The 23,557-nt window shown below is 64.1% G+C and carries 21 protein-coding genes; 7 read left to right on the top strand and 14 right to left on the bottom strand.

What is annotated here, in order from left to right:
* Positions 1-24 precede the first annotated feature (24 nt).
* Genes ACVOJ1_RS16060 through ACVOJ1_RS16075 form a run of 4 tightly spaced genes read right to left on the bottom strand, consistent with a single transcriptional unit; the run spans position 25 to position 4,134 of the window.
* Entirely contained in the window at positions 25-807 is a 783-nt protein-coding gene (locus ACVOJ1_RS16060) for a WecB/TagA/CpsF family glycosyltransferase (RefSeq protein ID WP_346480636.1), read from the bottom strand.
* Positions 804-2,030, bottom strand: a complete 1,227-nt coding sequence (locus ACVOJ1_RS16065; protein WP_346480637.1) for an O-antigen ligase family protein — start codon at positions 2,028-2,030, stop codon at positions 804-806. The genes ACVOJ1_RS16060 and ACVOJ1_RS16065 overlap by 4 nt, the downstream gene beginning before the upstream one ends.
* Positions 2,027-3,124, bottom strand: coding sequence for a polysaccharide pyruvyl transferase family protein (locus ACVOJ1_RS16070; protein WP_346480638.1), 1,098 nt, complete (start codon positions 3,122-3,124; stop codon positions 2,027-2,029). Before ACVOJ1_RS16070 ends, ACVOJ1_RS16065 begins: the two co-directional genes overlap by 4 nt.
* A gap of 20 nt (positions 3,125-3,144) precedes the next feature.
* Positions 3,145-4,134 carry a glycosyltransferase family 2 protein gene (locus ACVOJ1_RS16075; RefSeq protein ID WP_253119176.1) on the bottom strand — a complete coding sequence of 330 codons (990 nt, stop codon included), beginning with the start codon at positions 4,132-4,134 and terminating at the stop codon, positions 3,145-3,147.
* A 572-nt stretch (positions 4,135-4,706) separates the two neighbouring features.
* Between ACVOJ1_RS16075 and ACVOJ1_RS16080 the strand changes: the two genes are divergently transcribed.
* Entirely contained in the window at positions 4,707-6,932 is a 2,226-nt protein-coding gene (locus ACVOJ1_RS16080; RefSeq protein ID WP_346480647.1) for a polysaccharide biosynthesis tyrosine autokinase, read from the top strand.
* A gap of 86 nt (positions 6,933-7,018) precedes the next feature.
* On the opposite strand, the gene ACVOJ1_RS16085 is transcribed toward ACVOJ1_RS16080, so the two are convergent.
* Positions 7,019-8,185 (bottom strand): nucleotide sugar dehydrogenase, encoded by a 1,167-nt coding sequence (locus tag ACVOJ1_RS16085; protein ID WP_253119204.1) that lies wholly within the window; start codon positions 8,183-8,185, stop codon positions 7,019-7,021.
* Between the two features lie 161 nt (positions 8,186-8,346).
* Between ACVOJ1_RS16085 and ubiA the strand changes: the two genes are divergently transcribed.
* The 3 genes from ubiA to ACVOJ1_RS16100 all read left to right on the top strand — a co-directional run bounded on the left by ubiA (position 8,347) and on the right by ACVOJ1_RS16100 (position 11,177).
* A complete protein-coding gene (ubiA, locus tag ACVOJ1_RS16090) occupies positions 8,347-9,240 on the top strand; it encodes a 4-hydroxybenzoate octaprenyltransferase (RefSeq protein ID WP_128988370.1) in 894 nt (297 codons plus the stop codon).
* Positions 9,241-9,346: 106 nt separating this feature from the next.
* Positions 9,347-10,771 carry a short-chain fatty acid transporter gene (locus ACVOJ1_RS16095; protein WP_346480639.1) on the top strand — a complete coding sequence of 475 codons (1,425 nt, stop codon included), beginning with the start codon at positions 9,347-9,349 and terminating at the stop codon, positions 10,769-10,771.
* A gap of 241 nt (positions 10,772-11,012) precedes the next feature.
* Positions 11,013-11,177 (top strand): hypothetical protein, encoded by a 165-nt coding sequence (locus tag ACVOJ1_RS16100; protein WP_180875603.1) that lies wholly within the window; start codon positions 11,013-11,015, stop codon positions 11,175-11,177.
* Positions 11,178-11,229: 52 nt separating this feature from the next.
* Here the strand turns inward: ACVOJ1_RS16100 and ACVOJ1_RS16105 are convergent, their stop codons facing one another.
* The 6 genes from ACVOJ1_RS16105 to ACVOJ1_RS16130 all read right to left on the bottom strand — a co-directional run bounded on the left by ACVOJ1_RS16105 (position 11,230) and on the right by ACVOJ1_RS16130 (position 17,176).
* A complete protein-coding gene (locus ACVOJ1_RS16105) occupies positions 11,230-11,847 on the bottom strand; it encodes a YiiX/YebB-like N1pC/P60 family cysteine hydrolase (protein WP_065181487.1) in 618 nt (205 codons plus the stop codon).
* Positions 11,848-11,906: 59 nt separating this feature from the next.
* Positions 11,907-12,590 (bottom strand): VOC family protein, encoded by a 684-nt coding sequence (locus ACVOJ1_RS16110; protein WP_346480640.1) that lies wholly within the window; start codon positions 12,588-12,590, stop codon positions 11,907-11,909.
* A 90-nt stretch (positions 12,591-12,680) separates the two neighbouring features.
* Positions 12,681-13,769, bottom strand: coding sequence for an alpha/beta hydrolase family protein (locus ACVOJ1_RS16115; protein ID WP_346480641.1), 1,089 nt, complete (start codon positions 13,767-13,769; stop codon positions 12,681-12,683).
* A 30-nt stretch (positions 13,770-13,799) separates the two neighbouring features.
* Positions 13,800-14,624, bottom strand: coding sequence for an AraC family transcriptional regulator (locus ACVOJ1_RS16120; RefSeq protein WP_065174337.1), 825 nt, complete (start codon positions 14,622-14,624; stop codon positions 13,800-13,802).
* A 180-nt stretch (positions 14,625-14,804) separates the two neighbouring features.
* On the bottom strand, positions 14,805-15,401 hold the full coding sequence (locus ACVOJ1_RS16125; protein WP_053518156.1) for a S8 family serine peptidase: 597 nt from the start codon (positions 15,399-15,401) through the stop codon (positions 14,805-14,807).
* Positions 15,401-17,176 carry a S8 family serine peptidase gene (locus ACVOJ1_RS16130; RefSeq protein WP_065181491.1) on the bottom strand — a complete coding sequence of 592 codons (1,776 nt, stop codon included), beginning with the start codon at positions 17,174-17,176 and terminating at the stop codon, positions 15,401-15,403. The genes ACVOJ1_RS16125 and ACVOJ1_RS16130 overlap by 1 nt, the downstream gene beginning before the upstream one ends.
* Before the next feature lie 286 nt (positions 17,177-17,462).
* Between ACVOJ1_RS16130 and ACVOJ1_RS16135 the strand changes: the two genes are divergently transcribed.
* Positions 17,463-17,903, top strand: a complete 441-nt coding sequence (locus ACVOJ1_RS16135; protein ID WP_053518153.1) for a DUF2231 domain-containing protein — start codon at positions 17,463-17,465, stop codon at positions 17,901-17,903.
* Positions 17,896-19,206 (top strand): PQQ-dependent sugar dehydrogenase, encoded by a 1,311-nt coding sequence (locus ACVOJ1_RS16140; protein WP_053518151.1) that lies wholly within the window; start codon positions 17,896-17,898, stop codon positions 19,204-19,206. Before ACVOJ1_RS16135 ends, ACVOJ1_RS16140 begins: the two co-directional genes overlap by 8 nt.
* A 130-nt stretch (positions 19,207-19,336) precedes the next feature.
* Here the strand turns inward: ACVOJ1_RS16140 and ACVOJ1_RS16145 are convergent, their stop codons facing one another.
* A complete protein-coding gene (locus ACVOJ1_RS16145; protein ID WP_111187236.1) occupies positions 19,337-19,999 on the bottom strand; it encodes an exopolysaccharide biosynthesis protein in 663 nt (220 codons plus the stop codon).
* A gap of 149 nt (positions 20,000-20,148) precedes the next feature.
* Between ACVOJ1_RS16145 and yidA the strand changes: the two genes are divergently transcribed.
* Positions 20,149-20,982: a sugar-phosphatase gene (yidA, locus tag ACVOJ1_RS16150; protein ID WP_197600263.1), complete on the top strand. Its 834-nt coding sequence runs from the start codon at positions 20,149-20,151 to the stop codon at positions 20,980-20,982.
* A gap of 213 nt (positions 20,983-21,195) precedes the next feature.
* Here yidA and ACVOJ1_RS16155 read toward each other — a convergent pair whose 3' ends face one another.
* Together ACVOJ1_RS16155 and ACVOJ1_RS16160 are read right to left on the bottom strand one after the other, a co-directional pair.
* Positions 21,196-23,088, bottom strand: a complete 1,893-nt coding sequence (locus ACVOJ1_RS16155) for a phosphoethanolamine transferase (protein WP_346480642.1) — start codon at positions 23,086-23,088, stop codon at positions 21,196-21,198.
* A 49-nt stretch (positions 23,089-23,137) separates the two neighbouring features.
* Positions 23,138-23,554 carry a diacylglycerol kinase gene (locus ACVOJ1_RS16160; RefSeq protein WP_180875596.1) on the bottom strand — a complete coding sequence of 139 codons (417 nt, stop codon included), beginning with the start codon at positions 23,552-23,554 and terminating at the stop codon, positions 23,138-23,140.
* Between the last annotated feature and the right edge of the window lie 3 nt (positions 23,555-23,557).

Consider the following 23,557-nt stretch of genomic DNA (forward strand, 5'->3'; position numbering starts at 1 on the left):
GAGGTCCAGGCCGGTCCGCGCCTATCAATTGCCACGAAGATAGAAGCGCCAGGCTTCCTGCATGAATGAGAGTGGGAAGATGACCGCATCCTTGGCGTAGCGCCGGAAAAGCCGGCGCGGATCCGATGCCAGCCGGTACAGCCATTCCAGGCCCGACTTCGACATCCATGCTGGCGCCCGTTTCACATTGCCCGCCATGAAGTCGACCGTAGCGCCGGCGCAGATCGCCATGCCCGGGCGCAGCAGGCTGGCATGCCGATGGATCCACTTCTCCTGCTTTGGTGAACCAAGGCCAAGCACGACGAAGTTGGCGCCGGACTCATTGATCATGGCGACGATCCGATCAGATTGCGCAGCATCCTTCTCGAATCCAAACGGAGGGCTGTACGCACCCACCACGCTCAAGGTCGGGTAGTTGTGGCGGATATGCTCGGCTGCCCGCTGCGGCACATCGTTCATACCGCCCAAGATGAAAACGGAAAGCGGCAGTGCCGCGCTATGTGCGTGGGCCAGGACTGCAGGAACCAGATCGCTGCCGGCGACCCGCTCGGGAACAGGGTGACGGAGTAGACGGCTGGCCATCACCACCGGCCAACCGTCAGCGAGCACGTGGGCTGCTCCTTCGTAGGCGTCGCCAAACTCGTGGTCGGTCCGCAGGATCACGACATGGTCGATGTTCGGGGTTACGACGTACTTCATTTCATCTGTTGACAGGCATTCGGACGCGATCGTCGAAGCCGCCTGCTCCAGGGTCATGAGATCTATCGGGATGTTGAACACGCGCCGCGGCTTCATTTGGGTATTCACTTCAGAACTGATCTCTCGCGCGAACTGATGGCCATCGAGATCATCAGCGTGACAAGGCAATACAGCGTGACCGGCTTGGACGCGTAGTTGGCGCCGGTAAGACTGCCCAGGACCATGGTGACGACCATGAAGAAGGTGTAGGAGTAGGGACGTACCGGATCCCGGCGACCCGAGACAACCAGATGGCTCAGCGCCAGGAGGATCACGAGTGCCATGCCGATGTATCCGGTTTCAAAGAACGCCTGCAGAAAGCTGTTGTGGGGGTGCGGCGGTCGATAGAAGCCAGGCCACATGTAGTCAAAGGCTGCGTTGTCGAACGAGCCGAAGCCGTAACCCTTCCACGGGGATAGGAGCGCTTCGTTGATGCTCTTCATCCAGATCGTCGTGCGTCCGGTCAGGCTGGTGTCAACGCCGGCATCAGCCAGTGTGGATTCGATGTTCGCCTGGAACGTGAGTGCCAGCGCGATGGCGCCCAGCGCCGTTGCGGTCACCAGCCAGCGCATCGGCTTGCGCATGGAGAAGGACACAGTCAGCAGCAGTGACGCAACGACGAATACGGAATACAGGCGGGCGTACGCGAGGTAGAAGACGCCGAGCATCAGTGGTGCTGCGAGGAACAGCAACCAGCGCTGCGGGAGAACCTTGCGCATATCGCCGTTCAGCCAGGCCAGTACGGCCAGTCCCAGCGCACACCCCATGAACAGGCCCAGGCGGAGTTGGTGCTCGAAAACTCCGCGGAGCTCTGGCCGCTCGCCTGACGTGAATGGCTGGAAGGCGAGGCTACGATCGACGGGGATTATCAGCAGCGATAGAACGGCTGTGATCGAACCGAGCATAACCACGTGACGGACAACGAGTTCAACTGGCGCCGCAGCGATGATGCTAGTCGTGAGGAAGATGATCGAAAGCAGCGTGAGCTGGAAGATCGTATCGGTAGCCGAGGGCGACCATGCAGCACTTACGGCAACCAGTACGAGATAGACAAGGAGCAGCCGGTTGGATGATCTGATGGACGGGCTGGGGATGCGCCAGCCGTTGGCCAGTGCCGTAGCGAAGATCGACAGCCCCATCAGAACAATCATCGCCAGGTTGCCGGTTTTGATGCCCTCGAAACGCGGAAGGTTCAGGTCAAGACACAACGCGCCCAGGACGAAAAAGAACACCGAGATGTTGGGGACCCGTATGTCTGCGGTCGCCCGGAATTGATGCTGAGCGCTATTCATGCGTGCAGTGCGGTTCCGTGGGAAGCCGTCGGCCGGCTCTCCCGTTCCAGAAGAAGACGATCAAAGTAGGAATCAAGTCGTTCGCGTTCCGCAAGGCCCTGTGCCCAGGAAAGATCATGCGCGGACTCGATCGTGCCCCCCTGCATGTCGACCACATTGGTTGAAAGGCCAAGGTCGGCAAACAGCGCGCTCACCTTGCCGTGGTTCCCGCCGGGTAGTACCGCGACCGGGCGGGCTCCGGCATTCGCGGCGAGAAGCAGGACGTGCAAGCGATTGGAATAGACACGCTCCGTCATGGAATACCAGTGACAGGCTGTCTCCAGGCTGGAATCGGTTTCGATCAGCGAAATACGCTCTTCGCCGAAGCGCTGGCACAGCCGGGAATGGAGCTCCCGCATGCCGCGCGAGTCACGCCCGACCTGTGAGATCACCGCATGGTGATTGTCCGAGGCGCCTTCGGCGATGATGCGTTCTGCCCACTCCGCAAGCCGTGCAGTGGAAAGGCCGCGATCAGTGCGAAAGCTGAAGGCGCTGGCGATCTGCTTCGAGGTCGCCTCCGTCGCTGGCTGCTGGTAAAGATTGAATGAGAGGTCGGGAACAACGTCGTCAGCTGGAATTCCGATTCGCTCAAGGTAGCGTGCGCTGACCTCATCCCGAACCACGAACGCATGGCAGATCCTGCGCCTTATGCGTGTCACCAGCCGCTCACGCCACGTCATCGGCTCGAACGAGACGCCAACCAGACATACGCGCACGCCAAGACAGCGCAGGGCTAACAGTATGCAGTTGTAGACCAGAGAGGATACGAACGCCCTCGTGTTGTCGCCAACGCCGCCGCCAAGGCCGCCGGGGTTGAGGAAAAAGTAGCACCGATTTCCTGCGATCGCCTGCTTCGCCATGTCCAGCAGCATCCTGCCGCGACCAGAAGTGATCAGCCGTGTATTGGAAAGCTGCTCGACGCCCATGGTTGCGTGGAAGCTCTTCGGTGAACGTGTGAGGTCGATCGTCAAGGGCACCCGTGCAGCGACCAGCGCAGCCAGTTCCTTGTTGATCAAGGCGTCTCCGAGGTTGTCGAACTGCGTCTTGACGCTCATGAATCCCAAGGTTCTGGGCATCATCGCTGCTCCGCCGGGGATGTTGCCTGCTCAGTCAGGGCATGGATGTACGCATAGTTGTGTGCGTGGCGAGCACCATCGCCGCGCGCGGCGACGGCCAGGGCAGTTTTCTTGAACAGCCACTCCGGGGCTACGGTCCTGTAGATACTCTTGAGTACGGTTTTCGGATGGACCGCGCCGCAGTTGCGGAGAATGATGGAAAGAGCACGTATCTTGCTCCGCTTGGCAACTTCGTGGGACAGCGCATAGAGCACGAAGCCTGAGCGGGCCCTGGGAGTCAGCGGGCACATTGGAGAGCCAAGCCAGGCTCGGATGTTCTCTTCGGCGCTCGAACTGGAGATCCGGGCATCTGCCTGGTCATCGAAGAGCACGGCGAGCGGGCGGTCGATGAACAGCAATGTGCCGGACGCGCGACGCGCGCGAATGAAGAAATCCGGATCCTGCACCTTGCGCAGTGCATCATTCCACTTCGTCGCCAGCGCCACATCGCGTCGCACGACGATGCTGGAGGACTGGATGCGCTCATCGTGAACGAAGTAAAACTCGCTGATCTCTTCGTCATCGCCGGGAGCGCGGCTCGGTCGCAGCTGCATGCGGTCATCGCCACGATATACCAGCAGCCGTGAGGCGATGACGCCGGGCTGGCTGACCGCTATTTGATCTGCGATCGTCTGCAGCTTGTCGGGAAGGAAGATGTCATCGCTGTCCAGATATGCGATGTAACTGCCTTGAGCGAGAGAGCCTCCAAGGTTCCGGGCTGCACATGCTCCCTTCCTGTCGCTGGTCTGCCTGACAAGCTGCAGGCGAACATCGGTGAAGCGCGCTGCCACGGCGGCAATGTCCTCATCGGAATGATCGTCGACGACAATGACCTCGAAGTTGTCGAAGGTCTGATTGCGAAGCGATATCAGAGCACGTGTCAGCAGTTCCGACCGGTTCTTGACCGGAATGACGACCGAGAACAGCGGCGCAGGGGTGTCAGGCTTCATAGGTTTATTTCAGTTGTTACCAGGCAGGTCACGGGTATCGCCTCTTTCAGCATCTTAGAGGACCGTGGTCGATTGGGTCTGCGGCGGGCTCCCCGTGACTGAACGGCTCCGTCATACTTGACCCGCATAGGGGGCCTGAACCTTGGGCGAAGGTTCGATCGATCCGGGGCCCGCCCGATGCAGGGCAGGCGGGTGAGGCTTGTTCTCGGCTGGAATCAGCCCACTGCCAGACTTCAGCGGAGTCGCGGAATGGTTCATGTCTGCATCCTTGCAAGTGTCGAGGGCGATGCCCTTCCAAGGCCCCTTACCAGGGCAACCCAGCATGCTACCCGGAGTTCGTGACCTGATCCAAGGCCTGCGGAGCGCTTGCAGCTGAACAGGAGCCGCTTTCGTCCCTGTCGAGGCACCATGCGGCAGTTTGATGACCGTTTCTGGTATGCTAATCCGCTGTTTGTCAACTTCGCCAATTCAGTTTGTGCGGCAAAAGCTGCACTGGTTTGCGCGATGGCCGGGCGATGGTGCCCGGCGTCTTGACGCCCACAGCCTGTTCTTCGAATTTCACGATGGAAGCGATGAGAAAGCAATCAGAGTCACGAGTGGTCAAGGATGACGAGATCGATCTTCGGGAGATCGTGGGTCTGCTCATCGACCGCAAATGGTGGATTCTGGGGCCTACAGCGCTGTTCCTGGCCATAGGCGTCGCGTGCGCAATGCTTATGGCGCCGGTGTATCAGGCACAGGCGCTGGTGCAGGTCGAGTCAAAGATGCCGACCATTCCCGGACTGTCCGATCTGGCTTCCCTCGGCGGTGGCGGCAGCACTGCGGCGACCACCGAAGTTGCGCTGCTCACCTCCCGGACCGTGATTGGTTCCGCTGTCGATCAGCTGCAGCTGGACATCCAGGTCAAGCCGGTTCGATTCCCGTTGATCGGTGGCTTCATCTCCAGGCGCTTCACCCCGGAGTCGGATGGGCAGGTCGCCTCTCCTTGGCTGGGCATGTCCCGCTACGGATGGGGGGGGGAAAGCCTGGACGTTCATCGCCTGCAGGTTCCCGCTGCTCTTCTGGACACCACGCTGCTTCTGGAGGCTGGGGAGTCGACTGGCAGTTACGTACTGTACGACGAGGACGGCGAGGAACTGCTGAAGGGAGCTGTGGGCAAGCCCGCTTCCGGCAAGGGCGTTGAGCTGGAAGTAGCTGCGCTGCATGCCAACCCTGGCATGCGCTTTGAGATCACCAAGCAGCGTAGATTCGATGTCGTCGCCGCATTGCAGGAGGATGTCAGGGCCACTGAGCAGGGCAAGGATTCCGGCATTCTCCAGCTGGTCTACGAGTCCGAAGATCCTCGTGTCGCTGAGAATCTGGTTCAGCAGATCGCCGACGCCTATGTACGTCAGAACGTGGATCGTAGTTCGGCGGAAGCGGCCTCCCAGCTTCAATTCGTGAAAGATCAGCTGCCGACGATCCGCCGCCAGGTGGAGCAGGCGCAGTCCGCGATGAGCGAGTATCAGTCGCGCTCCAATGCGGTCGACATCACCATGCAGACCAAGGGCCTGCTGGAGCAGGAAGTGGCGGTGGAGGCCAGCATCCAGCAGCTTCGTCTGAAGCAGGCCGAGATGGACCGCAGCTTCACGCGCGAGCATCCTGCATATCGCGCGCTGTTGAAGCAGCTTGGAGAACTCGAGGGTCGCAAGTCCGGCTTCCAGCGCCAGGTCGGGCAGTTGCCGGATACGCAGCAGGAGCTGCTGCGGCTTACGCGTGATCTGCAGGTCAGCAACGAGCTTTACACGGCGCTGCTGAACCAAGCGCAGCAGCTGGACGTTGCCCGTGCGGGGGCCGTCGGTAATGTCCGGATCGTGGATCCGGCCGCGGTGGACATCGCTAATCCCGTGAAGCCGCGCAAGGCGCTCATCGTTGCGATCGCCACGCTTCTTGGCGCCTTCCTGGCGACGGCGTTCGTGTTTCTTCAGCGCATGCTGAACCCGGGAATCGAGGATCCCTCCGACATCGAAGCGCTCGGCCTGCCGGTGTACGCAGCCATTCCGCTGAGCGTATCCAGTACGCTGCCGAAGCTTCGCAAGGGCAAGCATGGCACCCGCATGATCGCGGATGGCCGTCAGCACCTGCTTGCGGTGACCGCACCGGCCGACCCCACGGTCGAAGCCCTGCGCAGCCTGCGTACCAGCCTGCACTTTGCAATGCTGGAGGCGAAGAACAACATTCTTGCCATCTCTGGTCCTCGTCCTGGCGTAGGCAAGACCTTTGTGTCAGCCAATCTGGCAGCGGTCATCGCTCAGGCCGGGCAACGCGTGCTCGTGATCGACGCCGACATGCGAAAGGGTACGCTCCACAAGATTCTCGGCGTCTCCCATCAGAAGGGCCTGTCGGACATCCTGGGTGGCAAGCTGGCAGTGGACGAGGCAATTCAGCCAGTTCCGGGCGTGGATTCCATGCACTACATGGTGCGCGGTGATATCCCGCCGAATCCGGCTGAACTGCTTATGCATCCGCGATTCGCGCAGATGCTGAACGATCTGGCGGGCAGGTACGATCTGGTGATCGTCGATACGCCGCCGATCCTCGCCGTAACCGATCCGGCGCTGGTAGCCACCCATGCCGGTTCGAGCCTGCTGGTGACCCGGTTCGGCGTCAACCAGGCGAAGGAGATCGAGCTGACCCTGCAGCGCTTTGAACAGAACGGCGTGCAGATCAAGGGCGCGATCTTCAACGCAGTGGAGAAGCGCGCGACCGGGTACTACAGTTACGGCTATTACGAATACAAGTCGGATGGGAAGGCCTGATCCTTTCCATTCGGGTTGAAGCAAGAAGGCCCGGTACGCGTTGGCGTACCGGGCCTTTTTATTGGCTGTTCCGGCATCACGCCGGATCAGTCGTTTCCGAACAGATCCCGGGTGTAGACCTTGTCGGAGACATCCTCAAGCTCGGCGGACAGCCGGTTGGCCAGAATCAGGTCAGCTTCCGACTTGAATCGCTCCAAGTCGTTGATGACCCGGGAGTTATAGAAGTGCGGGGTCTGTAGTACGGGCTCGTGGACGATGACCTCTATACCCTTGGCCTTGATGCGCTTCATCACGCCCTGGATGGCGGAGGCACGGAAATTATCCGATCCGGATTTCATGACGAGGCGATAGATGCCCACCACCTTCGGTGAGCGCGCGATCACGTCGTCGGCAATGAAGTCCTTGCGGGTACGGTTCGCTTCCACGATGGCGTGGATCAGGTTCTGCGGCACGTTGCTGTAGTTTGCCAGCAGCTGTTTCGTGTCTTTCGGAAGACAGTAGCCGCCGTAGCCGAAGGATGGGTTGTTGTAATGGTTGCCGATACGCGGATCGAGGCTGACGCCGTCGATGATCTGTCGGGTATCGAGTCCATGCACCGCCGCATATGTGTCCAGCTCGTTGAAGTAGGCAACGCGCATGGCCAGGTAGGTGTTGGCGAACAGCTTGATCGCTTCGGCTTCCGTGGAACCTGTGAACACTGTGGGCACGTCCTTGCGGATGGCTCCCTCCCTGAGAAGCTCAGCGAACTCCAACGCACGCTCTGAACGTTCACCCACAATGATGCGGCTGGGATGAAGGTTGTCGTACAGGGCCTTTCCCTCGCGCAGAAACTCCGGAGAGAAAATGACATTCTGTGTACCGAAACGTTCCCTCAGCTGTTCAGTGCAGCCTACCGGGACGGTGGACTTGACCACGACAAGCGCATCCGGATTGATCTGCTGCACATCCCGCAGTACCGATTCAACGGAGCGGGTATTGAAGTAATTGGTGAGGGGGTCATAGTCGGTGGGCGTCGCGATGATGACGAACCGTGCGTCCTCATAGGCCTCCTTGCGATCCAACGTGGCCTTCAGATTCAGGCCGCCCCGCGCGAGAAATGCCTCGATCTCCGCGTCTTCGATTGGAGACTTGCCAGCGTTGATGCGCGCAACGCGATCTGCGTCGATATCCAGCGCGATGACCTCATGGTTCTGTGCCAGCAGAACAGCGTTAGACAGGCCAACGTAACCGGTACCGACCACGGCAATTTTCATGTGGGTTTCCTTTCCTGCATCAGCGGGCAGGTGTGGCCTTGCGCGCAGATGACGTGACATGGGGGTCGCAATGCTACTACATGGATGATGGCCGGGGCCTGACGGCCGGGGTTCGCAACCTTCCCCCACGCCGCGTCGTCGTCCAGGAGTATCCTATCGCCATGGCTGATACCCCCCTCACTTCGCCGCATTCGCCGGCGACGCCGCGCTGGCGGCATTACTGGAGTCTGATGCGCGCGGATCGTCCGATCGGCACGTTGCTGCTGCTGTGGCCCACATGGTGGGCGCTGTGGCTGGCGGCAGGCGGCATGCCACCGCTGTGGACCCTGTTCGTGTTCACCGCGGGTGTCTGGCTGACCCGCTCGGCGGGGTGTGTCATCAATGACTACGCCGATCGCTGGCTCGACCCGCATGTGGAGCGCACCAAGGCCCGTCCGCTGGCGACGGGGGCGATCAGTGGCCGTGCCGCGCTGGTGCTGTTCGCGGTACTGATGCTGGTGGCATTCGGACTGGTGCTGACCCTGAACGGGCTGACCATCGGCATGAGCTTCATCGGCGTGTTCCTGGCCGCCAGCTATCCCTACCTGAAGCGTTATACGCACCTGCCGCAGGTCTATCTGGGCATGTCGTTCGGCTGGGGTATTCCCATGGCATTCGCGGCGGTGCAGGGCGAAGTGCCGCTGCTGGGCTGGCTGCTGTACGCCGGCAACATCCTCTGGTCGACCGCGTATGACACCTGGTACGCCATGGTCGACCGCGAGGACGACCTGAAGATGGGCTCGCGCTCCACGGCGATCCTGTTCGGGGACCTGGATCTGGTGATCCAAGGGGTGCTCTACGCCCTGTTCCTGGCGACCATGGCGCTGGTCGGTGTGCGCGCCGGCCTGGGGAGCTGGTACCTGTCCGGCCTGGCGGTGGCTGCGGCGCTGGTGGTGTACGAATTCTGGATCTGCCGCAACCGCGAGCGGGGGCCATGCTTCAAGGCGTTCCTGCACAACAACTGGGTCGGCGCGGCGCTGTTCGCCGGTATCGCGCTGGATCTGGCGCTGCGCTGACAGGCGCCGCCGGGAAGGGGCGCGATACCCTCCTACGACCAATAGGCGACTGACAGTCCCCGCCGCGAGGCCGAGAATCGAGCCATCGAACCTGGGAGGGTAGGTGATGGCCTCGACGGCAGCAGTGCAGGATGGCTGGATGGCGCGCGCAGCGCTGCGCTCGGCCTCCTGGGCGGAAAAGTGGTTCCCTGATGCCTACGTGTTCGCGGTGCTGGGCGTGGTCATCGTCGCCCTGGCAGCCATCGGCTTCGGTTCCACGCCGCAGACCACGGCCAGTGCCTTTGGCGATGGCTTCTGGAGCCTGATTCCGTTCACCATGCAGATGGCCTTCGTGGTGATCGGCGGTTATGCCGTGGCCACCGCGCCTGTGGTGGCGCGCTTCATCGAACTGCTGGCGCGGGTGCCGCGCACGGGGCGCGGTGCAGTGGTCTATGTAGGCCTGGTCAGCATGCTGGCTTCGCTGCTCAGCTGGGGCTTCTCGCTGGTGTTCGGCGGTCTGCTGGTGCGTGCATTGGCGCGCCGGACCGATCTGCGCATGGACTACCGCGCAGCGGGTGCCTCCGCCTACCTCGGCCTGGGCGCGGTCTGGGCGATGGGCCTGAGTTCTTCGGCTGCGCAGCTGCAGGCGAACCCGGCCAGCATGCCGCCGGGGCTGGTGGAGATCACCGGCGTACTGCCCTTCACTGAAACCATCTTCCTGTGGCAGTCGATCGTGCTGACCGCGGCGTTGATCCTGGTGTCACTGCTGATTGCCTGGTTGACCGCACCGGCGGCTGGCAGTGCGCGCACCGCTGAATCGTTTCCCGGTGCGGCGCAGGCCGAGCCTGAGCCGCTGCAGCGCCGCACGCGCCCCGGCGAATGGCTCGAATACAGCCTACTGCTGACCGTGCTGCTCTCGTTGCTGGCCTTCGGATGGCTGTTCAACGAGTTCGCCAACAAGCCGGTGGTGACCGCAATCGCCAACCTCAATACCTACAACTTCCTGTTCATCTCGCTCGGCCTGCTGCTGCACTGGCGCCCGCGCAGCTTCCTCAACGCTGTGGCCAAGGCGGTGCCCAGCACGACCGGTGTGCTGATCCAGTTCCCGCTGTATGGCGGCATCGCGATGATCCTCACCCACGCGGCCGGCGCCGATGGGCAGACGCTGGCGCACCGGCTGTCCAGCCTGTTCGTGCACATCGCCAGCACCGATACGTTCGCTCTGGTGATGGGCGTGTACTCGGCCGTCCTGGGCTTCTTCGTTCCCTCCGGCGGCGGCAAGTGGATCATCGAAGCACCATACGTGATGCAGGCGGCCAACGAACTGAAGGCGCACCTGGGCTGGGCTGTGCAGGTGTACAACGCCGCCGAAGCACTGCCGAACCTGATCAATCCGTTCTGGATGCTGCCGCTGCTGGGCGTGCTGGGCCTGAAGGCCCGCGACATCGTCGGCTTCACCTTCATCCAGCTGCTGGTGCACATCCCGCTGGTGCTGGGCCTGCTGTGGTTGCTGGGCATGACGCTGGATTACGTGCCGCCTGTGATGCCATGAGGTGCTGCGCCCGCTGCGCGGCCGGGCCGGGCGGGCGCCGCTGAATGGGTCACAGCCTCTGCGGGCATGAGCACATGCCGAACCCGCATGAATCCTTCAGCCGCTTGCGGCACAAGGGGCCACGCCGGTTCATTCACGCGCATGCACATTTCTGTAGCTGCGTCACAACGCATGGTTAACCCACCGCTGCAGACGATGGCCGCAACCACCGCATTCCGCGAGTGGCACTGGAGACACCGCAATGGGCCAGCACAATCAGAACCAGCAGAACCAGCAGAACCAGAAGCAGCAGGATCAGCAGGATCAGCAAGGGCGCGGTCGCGATCAGCAGCAGCAACAGCAGCAGGAACAGCAGCAGCGCGGCCAGCGCAACCAGCAGCAGGGCGGGCAGGACGAGGAAGAGTGACCCTCGCGTCCCTGTCCAGCATCGCCTGAAGCCCCGCCTTGTGCGGGGCTTCTCATTCCAGTGTGCCGATCCGCTCCAGCACGGGCGCCGCCGACATGTCGTTGGGATTGGTACCCGGTACGCCCTGCGGTACGTCCATGCCCATGCTGCGGTAGAGGTCGATCCAATGCCGGGCGATCTTCCCGGTCTGCGGATTGCGGAAGTTCATCGGCTGCAGCGCGAATACATGGTGGGCACGGAAGGCACGTTCGATGAAGTCCGAGCAGTAGTAGCTGTCATCGTTCGGCACGTAGGAGGCGTTGTAGGGCCTTCCAAGCAGGGTACGCGCGGTGGCGACGGCGTCGCCGATGGCAGCGTTGTGCGGTGCGCGCAGGCGGTAGACCACGATCTGCCGCAGCCGGGCGCGCGCCTCCTGCTGGAACGTAGCCAACGTCTGCCGGCGCGAGCCCTTCTCGTCCGCATGCAGCACTTCCCAGCCCTGCGTCGTGGCGGCCACCAGACCCACATGATCGAAACCGGGATGAGCCTGAGTACCGGTCGCGTCATCGATGGCAGCGCTCAGGCCACTTTGCCCTGCGGTGACGAACAGCAGGTCGCCCTCCTGGAGATCCACGGCCGTCGCCGCGGCAGCGGGCAACAACAGGGCGAACAACAGCAGGATGCGGCGCATGGAGGGTCCGGCAACGGGAGGGAACGCCATTGTAGGTTCCTGCACGGCACACGGCCCGTTCAGCCCCGCCGATGCGGTACGGCGCGTATCTCCCAGCCCAATTCCGCATCCCGCAGCTCGCCCGCGGGTACATCTCCCATCAGCACCTGCAATCCCCGTGCGTTGGGCAGGTCCTTCTGTTCGGGGAACCAGCGCCGGTCGGCGGCAACGACGATCAGCAGGCCCTCGTCATCGCCCATCGGTGCGAACTGGGCCGAGGGCGCGCTGATCGGTTGCAGGCCGAAGCGCCCGGCGGCCTGCAGGCGCACCGAATCGACATCGTGGCTGGGCAGACCGACTTCGCTCAGGCAGGTCATCTCACTGCCATGGAAGGCGCCCTCCTGCGGACTGCAGGGAAGCCGGCGCCGGCCGATCAGCTCCAGGATCAGTCCATCCGGGCCGGTGAAGTACACCGACTGCGATTGCCAGCTGCTTTCCAGCGCGAAGTAGTCCAGTCCTGCCGGGTTGCGCTGCAGCGGCGTACGCTCGCGCAGCCAGGTCATGGCGGCCGCGAAACGGTTGTCCGGCACGTTGAAGGCCAGGTGCACGCCGCCGACCGCGACGTCCTCGGCCAGCCGCAGCTCGATCGTGCTCCAGCCGATGTGGATGCGGTTGCCGCTGACCGGCAGCTGCAACACATCGCGGAAATAGGCCGCCACCCCGGTGACGTCGGATACCGGCAGGGTGAGATGCAACAGACGCATGGTCTCTCCGCCTCGAAGCGTGCGCTGACAGTGTAGTGGCACGGGCCTTCGCGCGGCGTCTTCATCCGTGCAACCGGGCGTCGCGAAGCGCTATGGTCGCGGCTTAAGGGCGGCCTCGAAAAACCGCTGCGCCTCCGCCACGGTGCGTGCATGCGTCTGCGCTCTTGGCGTCTGGCTGCTGCACAGGGCGGGCAGTCGCTGCTGGCCCAGCGGCGTGCATTCGGACAGGAAGTCGTAGTGGCCGACACCGGGCAGGACATCCAGTCTCGCCTCCGTGATGGACGCCTTGGCGACCTCCGCGTTGGTGGCTGCAGGAGCGACCGTGTCCGCCGCGCCCTGGATGATCGACACCGGTTGCCGCAGCGCCTGCAACTGCTGGGGCGGGAACGCCTGCATGATCGCCGGTGCCATCAGGAACACGGCGCGCACACCCGGGACCGGGCGGGCATCATCGGCGCGGGCCATCCACGGCGCCAGATGCGCCGCCGCCGCCGCGGCCTTGCGAGCCTCCAGGGTGTGCGACGGCGCCTCGCTCTGTGGCTGGCACACACCGTCATCCGGATGGGCTTCGCAGAAATCACGCAACCGCCGCAGGTCCGGTCGCGCCCCCGCCGCCAGCAGGGCCGTGTAGCCTCCGGCCGAGAAGCCCATTACACCGATCCGCTGCGCATCCACGTGCGGCCCCAGCTTGGGATCGGCCTGCACGGCGGCCAATGCGGCGCGCAGATCATCCGCACGCAGCCAGCTCAGCATGCTGCCCTGCAGGGTCAATTCATCCACGCCGTTGTTGCCGGGATGGTCGACGGCGATCACCAGATAACCAGCGCGCGCCAACGCGGTGCCCAGCCAGCCCATCATGCGGGCGCTGCCGCCGTTGCCATGCGAGAGCAGCAAGGTCGGCAGGCGGCCACCGGCAATGGCGGCCTCCGGCGCCGCCTGGCCCACCACGAACAACGGTGCATTGGGCGGACCGATACGCAGTGGCACTTCGCTGCTGCCCGCCATAGCCGGATACCAGACGGTGTAGCGAAGCGTATCGCGCTGCTGCGCGTCGCGTACCGCAGCGCTGGCCACGGTGGTCACCGCCTGGTGTTCGCCGGCCAGGCCACTGCCGGGGACGCCGGCGAGCGACGCGGGGGCAATCAGGACCAGGCCCAGCAGCAGGTGCATCAAGCGCATCGCACGACTCCTTTCAGTGTGTTGCATTCATCAGGGGTGGGGGTCCACGGGCAGCCAGATCTCCACACCGCCATTGCCGCTGTGCTCGTCGAAGCGGGCGTCGTAGCGTTCCAGGTCCGGCGCCGCGGCAAGACTCAATCCGGAGGTGGGCAGATAGTGATCCAGCAACCAGAACCAGGTGGCGCGGATGGACGAGATGTGGCCGTCATGCCAGGCCACCAGATAGCGGCGCGCGGGAATCTGCAGGCGCTGCCAATGTGCTGGAATCGAGGTCAGCGCGGCGCTGGGCAATGCGGCCAGGTAGGTGAATCCGCCGTCGTCATCGCTGTCGTGGCATACACCAAAACTGACCGGTGCGGGTTTGGGCCACTCCCGGTTGAGCTGCGCCCATTGGCCAGGGATGGCGCCACTGCTGTGGCGGGTGTGGCGCATGCCGATTCCGGCCACCTGGAACGAAGGCGTGTCGAGCAGGCGCGGTGCCACGCTGCAGGCGGTGGGAATGTCGTCCACGCGCGCCGCCTGCACCAGGACCAGATCCGCAGTGCCGGACTCGCGCACCCGTTCGGGGGTCTGCCCGAACTGCTCGCAGAAGGCACGGGTGAACGCGGCATGCGTGGAATAACCGGCGTCCATCGCCACCGGCAGGATTTCGTCGGCACCGTCGGCCAGCCGCTGCGCCGCCATGCTCAAGCGGCGGCCGCGCAGGTAGCGCATCACCGACGTGCCGGTGCGCGCGTGGAACAGACGCGACAGATGGAAGGGCGACAGGCCAGCGGCTGCCGCGATATCGGCCAACGCCAGCGGACGGCCCGCATGGGTTTCGATGTACCACAACGCCTTGCCTGCCGCGCTCATCCCGCCATCCCCGCTGCACTGTCCGGCACAGTAGCGGATCGGCTGCCGCTGCGCTTAGCAGTTCTTGCGCAGTGGATGGCTGACATGGGGAGAGAACCGGGCCGCCGGTCGACTCCGGCAAAGTCCCCGGCCGGCCGGGAGAGCCGGCCCGCCGGGGATACCACACAACGCTTTACCGCCTTACTTGGTTTCTTCCCACTGCACGACGTCGGGCTCGGCGGCGCGGATGCCGGCGGTCGACAGCAGTCGTGTGGTCGCGTCCAGTGCGGCGTTCACCGATGGGTACTCGACGATCGCACGGCCGGAGGCCTTGGACACCTTCACCACGGTGCCGCCGGTGGCCGTTGCCGCGCGCTGTGCGGAGGCTGCATCGGTGAAGAAGACCTTTACCCGGGAGGTGGCCACCACCGGCGCGCCGTCGCTTGAAACGGCGGCGGCGAACTTGCCGGCACCAGCATCCAGACGTGCAGCGGCACCGGTGCTGCTGGCGTCGGTGGAGCGCTTGCTGCGGGTACCGGTGGCGGGCGCCGGTGCGTCGGTCGAGGGCGTGATGCGGAACTCACCGCCCTTGGCCTGCTGCACGGTAGCCGACGGCGCCAGCTGGAAGCGGGTCGCGCCCACGTTGAACGCGCGGCCCGTGGCCCTGGCCTTCAGTTCCTGTGCGTCCACGGCAGACAGGCTCCGGGCTGTGGGGGCCTGGGTCGAGCTCTGCGCCCAGGCGGTAGAGGAGATCGCCGCGACGGCGAGGGTGGTCAGCAGAATTGTCGTCTTCATCATCAGTGCCCCAGAACGCGGATCTTGAAGAATTCGAGGCTGCCGCGCGACGCTGCGTTCGCGGACTGCCCCATGTCGGTCACTTCCAGGGTCCAGGTGCCGTTGCCGGTCTCATCCAGGAAGGCGTTGCTGGACAGCAGGTCCCAACTGGTGAAGTTGCGCTGGATCGCCACGGAACCCGACAGGCCGGAGCCGATCGAGGTGAACGCCGGTTGCACCACGCTGCGCGTACCGCTGGGTGAAACCAGCACGAACTGCAGCTGGCGGGTGTTGCTGTGATTCACCCGAAAGCCCAGCTGCACCGATTCGACGTTGCGTGCGACATTGGCCAGCTGCACCGTCAGCCGCGCTGCCGCAGCGGAGGTGTTGCCGATGGCGACCCGGCGCGTGGTGTTGCGCCATCCGCTGTCCACCAACGGCCCCAGAGACTGGAAGTTCTCTGCGACCTCCACCGCGCGCGCCGCGTTGACCACGCCGAAGCCGTACCAGTTGCTGTAGGCCCGGTTTGCAGCGTTGACGGTCCAGCCCGGCACCAGCGTGCGTCCATCGGCGAGTGTCACGGCAGGCTGGTTGGGATGGTTGCGGGTCGCCGTGGTGGCCAGGATGTACTTCACGTCGCGGTACGTCAGGTTCGGATTGGTTTCCAGCACCAGCGCCGCGACGCCCGACACCATCGGCGCCGAGGCCGAAGTGCCGTTCATCTTGGCGGTGTAATTGCAGGTGCTGTCGACAGCGGACTGATTGCCGTCCAGTGTGTTGCGCAGGCTCGTGTTCTTGTTGCTGCCCTGCGCGCAGCCGGTGACATCGGTGGTGACGATGGCCGGATCGTAGCGGACGGCAGGCTGGCCCGGGACGACCTGCCGCTGCCAGCCGTACTCGCCACCGAATGCGGACACCCACAGCGCGGCACCGGTGGACGAATAGGACGAACGCACGCCGTCGGCGCGCACCGCACCCACGGTGATCACATTGAACAGATTGTTGCGGGGGTCGCGGCCGGCAGGCACGCAGCCGGTGCCGCGGTTCTTGGTGTCGGTGGTGCAGACATCCTGCGTCTGGCTGATCGATGCGTTGTTGAAGTTGTTGCCGGCGGACTTCACGTAGATGCCGCCGCTGCCGCCGCGCGTGCCGGACAGCGCCTGCTCGTACGCGCGGATATCGTTCTCGCTGAACGCGAACGGCAGGTTCGGGTTGCCCGGGCCTGCGCCCCAGCTGTTGTTGAACACCTGCACGTCGGCGGCCTCGGCGCCGTCCCACCACGAGTACTCGATGTTGGCCGTCTGGCTGCCGCTTGCATCGGAGGCCAGTACGTTGAAGCCCTTCAGCGTGGCCGCCGGGGCCACGCCGCGCACGCCCACGCCGTTGGCGCCCACCGCGCCGGCAATGCCGCCGACCATGGTGCCGTGATTGTCCACATCCGGAGCGGAAGGGGAGGGGTTGTTGGAGTTGTTGGCAAAGTTCTTGCCCGCCACGGCTGCCACATTGGCGGCCAGGTCCGGGTGGGCGATCTGCAGGCCGTCGTCGACGATGCCGATGATCACCCCTTCGCCGCGGATGCCATTGCGGAACAGCCCATCCACGTTCAGATCATTGCCGGCAACCGGGCGCGTGTCGCCCTGTACGGCCTGTCCGGTGTTGAGCAGATGCCACTGGATCCCGGCCAACGGATCGGCCTGCTGGGCCTGGGCGGTCACGGCCAGGCTGCCCAGTACCAGGGCAGTGGCCAGGGCCAGCCGCGCGGAGCGCGGTGGCGCGGAGTGGTGCGTGTGTCGCTTCATACACGAATCCTTCTGTTGTGAATCGGCATGGCAGGACGGCGGGACGGAATTGCCCCATCGCAACGAGCCAAACGCGACACAACTGAGAACCCCCTACCTCTTCACGGCAGCAATCTGCAGATGTGCCGATTGCGTCACAAACACTCATGCCCCGCGGTAATGACGACTGCGCATTCCTGTTGTAAGGCCGAGCCTGGCCTCGTCGCAGAACCGAAGGCTCATCGCGCGCCTTCACCACCGACTGTGCTACCAAGGCCCCTGCACTTCCCCGCAATGGAGCAGGACGATGGTCAATCCGCTGGCCCAGGCCCATCGTGGCCTTGGCACGACGCTGTTCAGCCTGTTGAACCCGATCCCGTTCGGCTTCTTCGTCGGCGCCCTCATCTTCGATGCCATCTACCTCAACTCTGCCGAGGTGATGTGGGGCAAATCCGCGGCGTGGCTGATCACGTTCGGCCTGCTCATCGCCATCGTGCCGCGACTGATCAACCTGTTCGCCGTCTGGCGCCGGGGCAACACTGCCACGCGCATCGACCGCCTCGATTTCCTGCTCAATCTGGTGGCGGTCGCCCTGGCCATCTGGAACGCCTTCGTGCACAGCCGTGATGCGTATGCGGTGGCCGTTCCCGGCACGATCCTGTCGGCGCTGACCGTTGCACTGATCGGTCTTGGCCATGTCCTGTTGTCACTGCAGCCGCCGGTGCTGCAAGGAGGCCGTCATGGTTGATCGCATCGTGCCTGCTGCAGGCGGGCTGGTCCTGGCCGCAATCCTGTCGGCGTGTGCCGGCAAAGCCGAATATCACCCCAGCGAACAATCCGGTGCGCATCCGCCGCTGCCGGCGCCGGAGAACTACCTGATGCCGCCCATGCAGGTACCGCGCGGGGTGGGCTGGGCCGATGGGCAGGCGCCGTCGGTGGCCGACGGACTGAAGATCGAGCGCATCGCTGCCAACCTGCAGCACCCTCGCCGCCTGCTGACCCTGCCCAATGGCGATGTGCTGGTGGTGGAAGGCAACGGTCCGGGCACCGAGCCGGTCACCACCCCCAAGCAATGGATTGCCGGCAAGGTAAAGGCGCGCTCGGGCAAGGCCGGCAAGGGAGGCAACCGGGTCACGCTGCTGCGGCGCGCGCCCGGTACTGCCACATGGACCCAGCACGTCTACATCGAGGGCCTGCATTCGCCATTCGGCATCGCCCTGATCGGCGACACGCTGTACGTCGCCAACACCGACAACATCATGAAGTACCACTACGTGCCCGGCGAAACGCGCATGTCCGACAAGGGCAGCGAATTCACCGACCTCCCCAGCACCGTCAACCACCACTGGACCAAGGATCTGCTGGCCAGCCGCGATGGCAGCAAGCTGTACGTGGGCGTGGGCTCCAACAGCAACATCACCGAAAACGGCCTGGCCATCGAGTACCGGCGCGCGGTGGTGCTGGAGGTGGACGTGGCGACTAGCGGCAGCCGCATCTATGCCTCCGGCCTGCGCAACCCCACCGGCCTGGACTGGGAACCCAGCACCGGCAGGCTGTGGGCAGTGGTGAACGAGCGTGACGAGATCGGTGCCGACCTGGTGCCGGACTATCTCACCTCGGTACAGGAACATGGTTTCTACGGCTGGCCGTACAGCTACTACGGCCAGCATGTGGACGAGCGTGTGCAGCCGCAGCGGCCGGATCTGGTGGCCAAAGCGATCCGCCCGGACTACGCCATCGGTTCGCACGTGGCACCGTTGGGGCTGCTGTTCTATACCGGCCAGGCACTGCCGGCGAAGTACCACGGCGGCGCCTTCATCGGCGAACATGGCAGCTGGGACCGCTCTCCGCTGAGCGGCTATGAAGTGGTGTATGTGCCGTTCAAGGATGGCAGGCCGACGGGGCGTCCGCAGACCGTGGTCAGTGGCTTTGCCTCGGAGGACGAGAAGACATTGAGGGGCGCACCGGTGGGCATGGCCATCGACAGCGAGGGCGCCCTGCTGGTGGCCGACGACGTCGGCGATGTGGTGTGGCGTGTGTCGGCCAGGTAGCTCTGCAGAGTCCAGCCATGCTCGACTGCTCTGGATCTGGCTTCTGTAGGGCCGAGCCCATGCTCGGCCTACGCGCGCAGCGCTGGGTTTCCGCGTACAGGTCGAAGAGCAGCCGAACGTGGGCTCGACTCTACAGCTCCGTGGTACCGCTGCGGATCCCGCTGAACACCGATTCGGCCGCAAACCCGACGCCGCCCAGCAGCACGCCGAAGTACGCAACCGTGGCGACCAGGAAGGCATAGCCGGCCGCCACCGCCGCGCCATCACGCTGGATGAATCCGATGGCGAAGGACATCAGGGCAAGTGCCGGCAGCGTGTTGCTGAAGGGAATCGGCCCGGCCGGCGCCATCAGTAACAGCGTGGCCACGATCAGGGCCAGGTTGTTCAGGCGCATCATTCTCTTCGAGCGCACCATCACCGCCAGCCGCATCGGTCGCGACAGGCGCTCCATGCGGTGCACCCACTTCAGTGCGCGGCCAAGGTTGGCCTTCAGCTTGTCGGTGGCGATCTCGCGACGGGCCAGCTTCTGGGGCACCCACAGCGGGCGGTTGCGCACCCGGCTCAGGCCGATCAGCAGGATCGAGGCACCGAATACGGTACTCAGCCCGGGAATCGACACCGGAATGATGAAGATGGCCGAGAGCAGGATCACGATCAGCAGCAGGCCTTCATCGCCCAGCGCGCCGAGCAAGGTGCCGACGCTGACCTGGTCACCGGGCAGCTCGTCGATCATCTGCTCGATCTGCTGGGCCAAGGGGGCGCTGTCGTTGGTTTCGGGGGCACGGTAGGTCATGCGTCGCAAGCTTCTCCAGGGAAGGGCGGTCAACGGGCCGTCCTGCGGTGTGGGACGCACAGGCTCTGGCAGTATCCCGGCCAACGTGGGCAAAGAGGTGAACCGGGCATGAGGGGGTAAACTGGCGTGCCCCGCATGAGTTGAACGCAATGGACATGGGCCGCAGGCAATCGACCGTCGAACTGGTCGCCATCGACATGGATGGCACCCTGCTGGATCCCACCCACGCGCTCACCGCACGCGCCAAGCAGGCTATCGCGCAGGCGCGCGCGCTGGGCGTGCACATCGTGCTGACCAGCGGCCGCCCGGTCCCCGGCCTGGCGCCGTTCCTGCACGAACTGGGCATCGATGGCAACGACGACTACTGCATCGCCTGCAACGGCGGCCTGGTGCAGCGCATCGGCACGCGTGAAACGGTGGTCGAGTACCCGCTCAGCTTTGACGATTTCCTGTTCTGCGAGCAGGTGGCGCGCGAACTGGGCGTGCACTTCCAGGCGCTGGACAGCCAGCGCATGTACACGCCCAACCAGGACATCAGCTATTACACGGTGGCCGACTCGCACCTCTCGCGCATGCCGCTGTCGTACCGCCGAGTGGCCGACATGGATCCGGCCATGTCCTTCATCAAGCTGATGATGATTGATGAGCCGGAGGTACTGGATGCGGCCATTGCGCGGTTGCCCAGTGAGCTGACCGAGCGTTTCGCGGTGCTGAAGAGCGCACCGTTCTTCCTGGAGGTGTTCGATCATCGTGCAGGCAAGGGCCCCAGCCTGCAGAAACTGGCGGAGCACCTGGGGATCGACCGTGCCAACGTCATGGCCATCGGCGACCAGGAGAACGACCTGACCATGCTGCAGTACGCCGGCACCAGCGTGGCGATGGGCAACGCGATCGATGCGGTGAAGGCCGTGGCGCGCTTCGAGACCACCACCAATGCCGACGAGGGCGTGGCACGCGCGATCGAGCGCTTCGTGCTGCGGTAGGGTCCGCGGCGGTAGGCCGTCTCCTGCGTCGACGCAAGGTTCACACAATGTTGCCGCGTCATGCTTCCTGGCATGGCCCAGTCCGATTCCGCCCAACCACCGATCCGTCCGGGCGTCCGAGCATGCCCGCGACCCGCGCCCTGCGCTGTGCCCGGGGTCGATCTCGACGCCGAATATCAGTTCTGGCAGGTCTATGAGCGTCTTGTCCGCCCCCTACCCGGCGGGGGCCTGCGGCGGGCCTGGCTGGTTCTGCAGGCGGTCTACCGCACCCGCCTGCGATTTCCTGCGGACACCCAGGAAGTCGCACTCGCGCGGGTCATGTTCGGCAGCAATACCACTGCCGAGCGTTCGGCCGAACTGCAGGACCTCTACGGTCTCGTCAGTCGCCGTCTGGCAGCCGTCGCTGCCCGGGGCAGAGGTGCCTCGCGCAGCGGGGCAGGCGATCGCGCGAGGACCGGACCCCGCTGATGGCCCGCGGCATCCGGCGAAGACATCCAGCCCGGCGTGATACTCGGTGGTACTGACCTGGAACAGGCCCAGCAGTGAGTGGAACAGGTTGTCATGGCTGAACACCCGCGTAGCCGCATCGCGGCGCAGGCACGCAGGATCCAGTTCTGCATGGGAGGCGAGCTGCGCGGAGAACCACATGATCATGGGCACCTGGGTCTGCTGCTGTGGCGCGATGAGGTAGGGCGTTCCATGCAGGTACAGGCCGTGCTCGCCGAGTGACTCACCGTGGTCGGAAACGTAGATCAGGGCCACATCGCGGTCGTCCGAGTAGGACTGCAGCAGGTCGATCGCACTGCCGAGCATGCGATCGGTATAGACAAGCGTGTTGTCATACGTGTTGACCAGCGCTTCATTGCTGCACTTCTGGATCTGGTTGCTGTCGCAGGTTGGACTGAAGACACGGGCGTCTGCGGGGTATCGCTGGAAGTAGGTGGGGCCATGGCTGCCCAGCGGGTGCAGAACGACGAGGCCGTCGCCCTGCATGGCTTCGATGCGCGATGACAGCCCGTGAAGGAGGATTTCGTCAAGGCACGTGCCATCGTCGTTGGTACACAGGCTGTCGACCTTCAACTGTCCCATGTAATCCGTCGGCACCCGCGCACACACGCCCTTGCAGCCGCCATTGTTGTTGTCACGCCAGACCACGTCGACACCGGTCTTCCTCAGGATGTCGAGGACGTTCTCCTGCGACGCGGCCCTCTCCGCATCGAACCGTGTGCGCGGCATGGATGAGAACATGCACGGCAGGGAGATCGCGGTGGCGGTCCCACAGGACGATACGCTCTGGAAGCTGATGACGTTGTCCTTGCGCGACAGCATCGGGTTGGTGGGTCTGTCGTAGCCGTTGAGCTGGAAATTCCGGGATCGGGCGGTCTCCCCTACGACGAGGATCACCAGCCGGGGTCGGGGGCCCTGTGCACGCACGGCGTCGTCGGCCAATGTGCGCAGCGGCTGGAGACGGGCGCGGTGGCTGCTGCCGAGATGGCCATAGGTGTGCCGCACGATGTTCAGTGGCAGTACCTGTTCCCTCAGATAGCGGTTGTTCCGCAGCAGCGATGAATAGTCCTTGTAGAAGCCCAACGCAATGGTGACGAGCACCATCATCGTGGCAAGAACGTTTGCCAGCCACACCAGGGAGGATCGCAGCGGACGGCCGTGATTGCCCGTCCGCATGAGCAGCAGGATGCATGAGGGCAGCACGCCCAGCAGGAGGACGGACAGCACCAGCGGGAGCGAGAAGTAGGAAGCCATCTCGGCCTGATTGGTCTCCAGCACGTTCTGCACCATGCTTCTGTCGATCAGTACGCCGTAATGCAGCATGAAGTAGCTGGCGGCGCTGCTGACGATCAGCAGCAGCGCCAGAAGCGGCTTGCGCAGCAAGGGCAGCATCCCGACGGGTGTCAGCAGGAGGTTGAACAGGCAGAACAGCAGCAATGGCAACGAGCCGATGAACAGTGCGCTGCGAAAGCCATGGATCTCCACGATGGACCACAGGCTCTTCCAGAGGGCCATGTTGCCCGCCGTTGCGAAGAACGCGGCCGAGAGCCAGACAAGCGTTACCGGATGTGGCCGATGCCACGTGAAGCAATCGCGCACGTGCAGATCCTGCGGAGCCAGAGAGGCGCGCAGTATCTGGACGCGTTCATCAGGAAGTTGTCAGCTGCGGATGCGGACCCAGCAGGATCACCGCCCATACCAGCGCGACCATCACAAGCACCACGCTCTGCGCAGCGCTGCCCATGTCCTTGGCGTTCTTTGACAGGGGGTGGTACTCGAGCGAGATGCGATCGACCACCGCCTCGATGGCCGAGTTGAGCAGTTCAACCACGAGGCTCAGCAGGCTGACGGCCAGCATCACGGCACGCTCCACCGCGCTGATGTCCAGCACACAGGCCATCGTCATGAGCAGGCCGTGCAGGACAAGCAGTTGGCGGAATGCTGCCTCCCCGCGGAATGTGGCGATGAAACCGTCGCGTGAGTGAATCAGTGTGTGCAGGATGCGTCGGAATCCGGTTCTGCCGTGTCGGTACTTGCCGTCACCCTGCGGTGCGTGCTGCTGCATTGT

The organism is Stenotrophomonas sp. STEN225, from assembly GCF_056756445.1.